Source organism: Pacificibacter sp., from assembly GCF_039769035.1.
GTDB lineage: Bacteria > Pseudomonadota > Alphaproteobacteria > Rhodobacterales > Rhodobacteraceae > Celeribacter.
This window is the reverse complement of record NZ_JBDMZG010000216.1, coordinates 1-5,001: the sequence shown is the minus strand read 5'-3', so window position 1 is coordinate 5,001 and position 5,001 is coordinate 1. Positions and strand designations below refer to the sequence as shown.

6 protein-coding genes are annotated in these 5,001 nt (G+C 52.8%); 4 read left to right on the top strand and 2 right to left on the bottom strand.

All coding sequences use genetic code 11. The annotated features are described in order from the left end of the window. Positions 1-1,557 (bottom strand): preprotein translocase subunit SecA (secA, locus tag ABF287_RS17045; protein ID WP_347186197.1); only part of this gene is annotated, 1,557 nt, incomplete at its 3' end. 179 nt (positions 1,558-1,736) lie between these two features. Between secA and ABF287_RS17040 the strand changes: the two genes are divergently transcribed. From ABF287_RS17040 to ABF287_RS17025, 4 genes are all read left to right on the top strand, one after another. Next, entirely contained in the window at positions 1,737-2,579 is an 843-nt protein-coding gene (locus ABF287_RS17040) for a peptidylprolyl isomerase (protein WP_347186196.1), read from the top strand. A gap of 29 nt (positions 2,580-2,608) precedes the next feature. Then, positions 2,609-3,853, top strand: coding sequence for a bifunctional glutamate N-acetyltransferase/amino-acid acetyltransferase ArgJ (gene argJ / locus ABF287_RS17035; RefSeq protein ID WP_347186195.1), 1,245 nt, complete (start codon positions 2,609-2,611; stop codon positions 3,851-3,853). Positions 3,854-3,861: 8 nt separating this feature from the next. Continuing rightward, entirely contained in the window at positions 3,862-4,260 is a 399-nt protein-coding gene (gene mutT, locus ABF287_RS17030) for an 8-oxo-dGTP diphosphatase MutT (RefSeq protein WP_347186194.1), read from the top strand. Between the two features lie 153 nt (positions 4,261-4,413). Beyond that, entirely contained in the window at positions 4,414-4,539 is a 126-nt protein-coding gene (locus ABF287_RS17025) for a hypothetical protein (protein WP_347186193.1), read from the top strand. 97 nt (positions 4,540-4,636) lie between these two features. Here ABF287_RS17025 and ABF287_RS17020 read toward each other — a convergent pair. Next, a partial coding sequence (locus ABF287_RS17020) for an EF-Tu/IF-2/RF-3 family GTPase (RefSeq protein ID WP_347186192.1) occupies positions 4,637-5,001 on the bottom strand: 365 nt, incomplete at its 5' end.

Sequence of the window (5,001 nt, the reverse complement as noted above, 5' to 3'; positions counted from 1 at the left end):
TGCGACCAACGCATCCATGACGCGCAGATCGACATTGCCGCCCAACTGAACATCCGTCCCGCGACCAGCCATGTTTGTGGCGATCGTAACAGCGCCAAGCTTACCAGCATCGGCAACGATCTGGGCTTCTTGTTCGTGATGACGCGCGTTTAGAACTTTGTGCGCGATCCCTTCAGCCGTCAAAAGCGCCGAAAGCTGTTCGGACTTTTCAATCGAAGTTGTGCCAACAAGCACAGGCTGCTGCTTTTCGTTCGCTTTGCGAATGGACGCCAAAACCGCTTCGATTTTTTCACGTTCCGTGCGGTACACGCGGTCGTGTTCGTCGATGCGCTGAATGGGGCGGTTTGTCGGAACTTCAACAACGCCAAGGTTGTAGATTTCCATAAATTCTTCGGCTTCGGTGGCCGCCGTACCGGTCATCCCAGACAGGGTTCCATACAGACGGAAGTAGTTTTGGAACGTCACTGAGGCTAGCGTCACGTTTTCCGGCTGAATTTGCAAACCTTCTTTGGCTTCAATGGCTTGGTGCAGACCTTCTGACAGACGGCGTCCTGACATCATGCGGCCAGTGTGTTCGTCGATCAGCATCGCTTCGCCATCACGCACGATGTATTGTGTGCCGTTTTGGTACAGCTTGTGGGCCCGCAAACCTTGGTTCACGTGGTGCACCAAAGTTGTGCTTTCCGGATCGTAGAGGGTTTGTCCTTCTGGCAAAATGCCCAAAGCCAACAAACGCTGTTCGAGGAATTCATTGCCTTCCTCGGTAAATGAAATGCCGCGTGTCTTTTCGTCGAGATCATAGTGCTCGTCAGACAACTCGGGGATCAAGGCGTTGATCGTCACATACAATTCAGACCGATCATCAGACGGGCCAGAAATGATCAACGGCGTCCGCGCTTCATCAATCAAGATCGAATCGACCTCATCGACAATCGCAAAATTGTGACCGCGCTGCATGAGTTCACCGATTTCAGTTTTCATGTTGTCGCGCAGGTAGTCAAACCCAAGTTCGTTGTTCGTGGCGTAGGTCACATCGCAATTGTATGCGGCCTTTTTGTCTTCTGGTGACAACTCGGAATGCACCGAACTACAAGTCATGCCCAAAGCGTTAAAGACCTTGGCCATCCATTCACTGTCGCGTTTGGCCAAGTATTCGTTGACGGTCACAACGTGCACGCCCTTGCCAGTCAGCGCGTTCAAATAGGATGGGAAGGTGGCGACAAGTGTTTTGCCCTCACCCGTTTTCATCTCTGCAATGTTGCCTTGGTGCAAAAAGATGCCGCCCATAAGCTGCGTATCGAATGCCCGCAGGCCAAGCGCGCGGCGCGCAGCTTCGCGACAGTTCGCAAAGGCTTCAGGCAAAATCGCATCAAGCGCTTCGCCCTTGGCGACGCGGTCTTTGAATTCTTCTGTCTTTGCAATCAAGCCTTCGTCACTGAGTTGTTCGAACTCAGATTCCAGTGCATTGATCTTCGCCACGATCGGGCGAGTTGCTTTTACTTTTCGGTCGTTGGGGGTCCCAAAAACCTTCTTGGCGATTGTTCCAATGCCTAGCATATTCTCTCCGCTCGGTGCGTCTTGACAGGATCGTGTGAGAGGAGGGATTGCCCCGCTGCCTGCGAGACCATAAAACGGTTCCGAAGGCACCTCTACCCAGACCTAAAGCGATGTAAGGGGCCGTGCCTATAGTGTCAATGTTGCGCCGCGAATAGTCGGCGACAGGAAGGATTTTCCGTATGAAATACCACACAAAAGTGATCGCAGCCGCCATTTTCGGTGCTTTGAGCATCACATCGAGCGCGTTTGCAGAAGACCCAACCTCTGACACAGTGGTCGCAACTGTGAACGGTCAAGCCATCACGCTTGGTCACATCATTGCAGCGCGCGCGTCTTTGCCGCCTCAATACCAAGACATGGAAGACAGCCAGTTGTACAACGGCATCTTGGATCAAATCATTCAGCAAGAGCTTTTGAAGCAATCTGCAGGCGATGTGAGCAAAGCCGTTCAGATCCAAATCGAAAATGAACAACGCATCGTCATTGCGGGTGCAGCCATTCAAGAAATCGCCAAATCTGCGTCAACGGATGAAGCAATTCAAGCGGCCTACGACGCAAAATACGCGAGCTTCGAACCTGCGCGTGAATTTAACGCAGCGCATATTTTGGTCGAAACAGAAGAAGACGCGAAGGCAATTGTCGCCGAGCTTGAAGAGGGCGCAGACTTTGCGGACGTGGCGAAGTCAAAATCAACTGGTCCTTCAGGTCCAAATGGTGGTGACCTTGGCTGGTTTGGTATTGGCATGATGGTCGCGCCTTTTGAACAAGCCGTCGTCGCGATGGAGGCTGGATCAATTTCTGCACCCGTGCAAACGCAATTTGGCTGGCATGTGATCAAGCTTGTCGACACCCGTTTGGCAGAAGCGCCTGCACTTGAAGATGAGCGTGCCGAGCTTGCCGCAGGCATCGAAGACGCCGCTATTCGCGCAAAATTGGAAGAAATGGAGGCTGCGGCCACGGTTGAGCGCACCGAAGGCATCGATCCTGCAGTGTTGCGCGACGACGCCCTCTTGAACGACTAATTGCACGACAGACATCTGGGACACCCGACATGGCCAATATTGAATCCGTATCTCCGCTTGCACCAGCTGGAGGATTTCCAAATCTTCCCGTTATCGATGGCGTGACATTTGCAACGCACGCAGCGGGCGTCAAATACGCGGGGCGCACGGATGTTATGCTGGCTGAGCTTTGCGCAGGCAGTGTCATTGCGGGCACGTTTACTAAGTCTTCGACACGCTCTTCTGCGGTCCTTGATTGTCAAAACAAACTCGGTAGCGACGCCACGGGCGGCGCTGCCATTCTCGTCAATTCCGGCAACTCCAACGCCTTTACAGGTAAGTACGGCCGTGAAGCTGTCGACAAAATTTCTCAGGCCGTATCTGCCAGTTTGCAGATCAATGAAGACCGCGTTTTCACCTCGTCTACTGGTGTCATTGGCGAACCGCTGAAATGGGAACGGATCACCGCGAGCATCGATGTGTTGAAGGCTGGCCTTGATGCCGGTGCTATTAGCGATGCGGCCGAGGCCATCATGACAACCGACACGTTTTCAAAGGGCGCATCTGCCGAAGTGAAAATCGGCGATGAGCTGGTCAAAATTTCCGGCATTGCCAAAGGGTCCGGCATGATTGCGCCTGATATGGCAACCATGCTGGTCTACATATTCACTGACGCCAAAATTTCACAGCCTGCTCTGCAAAGCTTGGTTTCTGCTGCGACAGACACGTCATTCAACTGCATCACGGTAGACAGCGACACCTCGACATCCGACACGCTTCTCGTGGCTGCAACAGGCTGCTCCGCAGCGGCAGAGATCATTCCTGACACACCCGAGGCCGCTGCCTTCCACGCAGCGTTGCAAAGCGTGATGCTGGAGCTGTCGCACCTCGTGGTCAAAGACGGGGAAGGCGCAACCAAATTTGTCGAAGTACAAGTGACGGGCGCAAAAACCGATGCAGACGCACGCAAGGTCGCGTCGTCCATCGCAAATTCCCCGCTTGTGAAAACAGCGATCGCTGGCGAGGACCCAAATTGGGGCCGTGTTGTCATGGCTGTTGGCAAGTCCGGCGCCACGGCTGACCGCGATCTATTGTCCATTTGGTTCGGTGACGTGTTGGTCGCGGAAAACGGCTGGGTGTCCCCTGATTATTCCGAAGACGCTGGCGCAACTTATATGAAAAACGAGCACATCGTTATTCGTACCGATCTTGGGCTTGGTGATGCGCAGTGCACGATGTGGACCTGCGATCTCACCCACGGCTACATCACCATCAACGCCGACTATCGGTCCTAGGGGCATATATGAAACTTGTTCTTGTCTCTGCCGTCGCTCTGATCGACGCCGATGGCCGCGTTTTGTTGGCGCAACGGCCCGAGGGAAAATCCATGGCTGGTTTGTGGGAATTCCCTGGTGGAAAAATCGAAGAAAACGAAACGCCAGAGCAGGCTTTGGTGCGCGAATTGCATGAGGAGCTGGGCATTGAGACATGGGATTCCTGTCTCGCCCCACTGACCTTTGCATCGCATTCTTACGACAACTTTCATCTGTTGATGCCGGTTTTCGCCTGCCGCAAATGGAACGGAATCCCGCAAGCGCGTGAAGGACAGACGCTTAAATGGGTGCGGCCAAATGATCTGCGTGATTACCCGATGCCCGAAGCAGACATTCCACTGATTCCCATTCTGCGCGACTGGATTTGACGATACGTCGCTTCCTAGGCGCTAGGCTTACGTGTTTTCTTCCAAAACGACCAAAATTTGTGCTGTTTTTGGCCCTTTGTGTAAAATTTGAATGCAACATTTTCATAGAGTCAAAATATAATTAACCAATCATCGACAATTGGGAAATTTACAATGATGCGCTCTATCTCACTCGGCCAGTACATATCTGTACAGGGCCAGTTCGTTCGCGAAGCAGCTGCGGGCAAGATTGTTGTCCGTGTTGGCGACAAAACTTTTGAAGGTAAGCCAATTTCTTAAATTGGCGACAGTCCTGATGTCTACAGCGTTGGTTTTCACAACCATAAAAAAGGCGGGCCCTAAAGCCCGCCTTTTTAGCATTTGAATGTCGCCGCGATTAGTCGAGTTTGCGCACAACTTCTTCACGTTCGAAGATCTCGATAACGTCGCCTGGACGGATGTCTTCGTAGTTCTCGAACGCCATACCACATTCTTGGCCTGACTGAACTTCTTTGACTTCATCCTTGAAGCGTTTGAGGGTCTTGAGTGTGCCTTCGTGGATAACCACGTTGTCACGCAACAAGCGCACCCCAGCGGAGCGACGTGCAACACCTTCGGTAACGAGACAACCCGCAACCTTGCCAACGCCGCCAGACACTTTGAAGACTTCGCGGATTTCTGAGTAACCGATGAAGTTTTCGCGGATTTCTGCGGACAACAGGCCAGAGGCGGCTGCTTTCACGTCGTCAACCAGATCGTAGA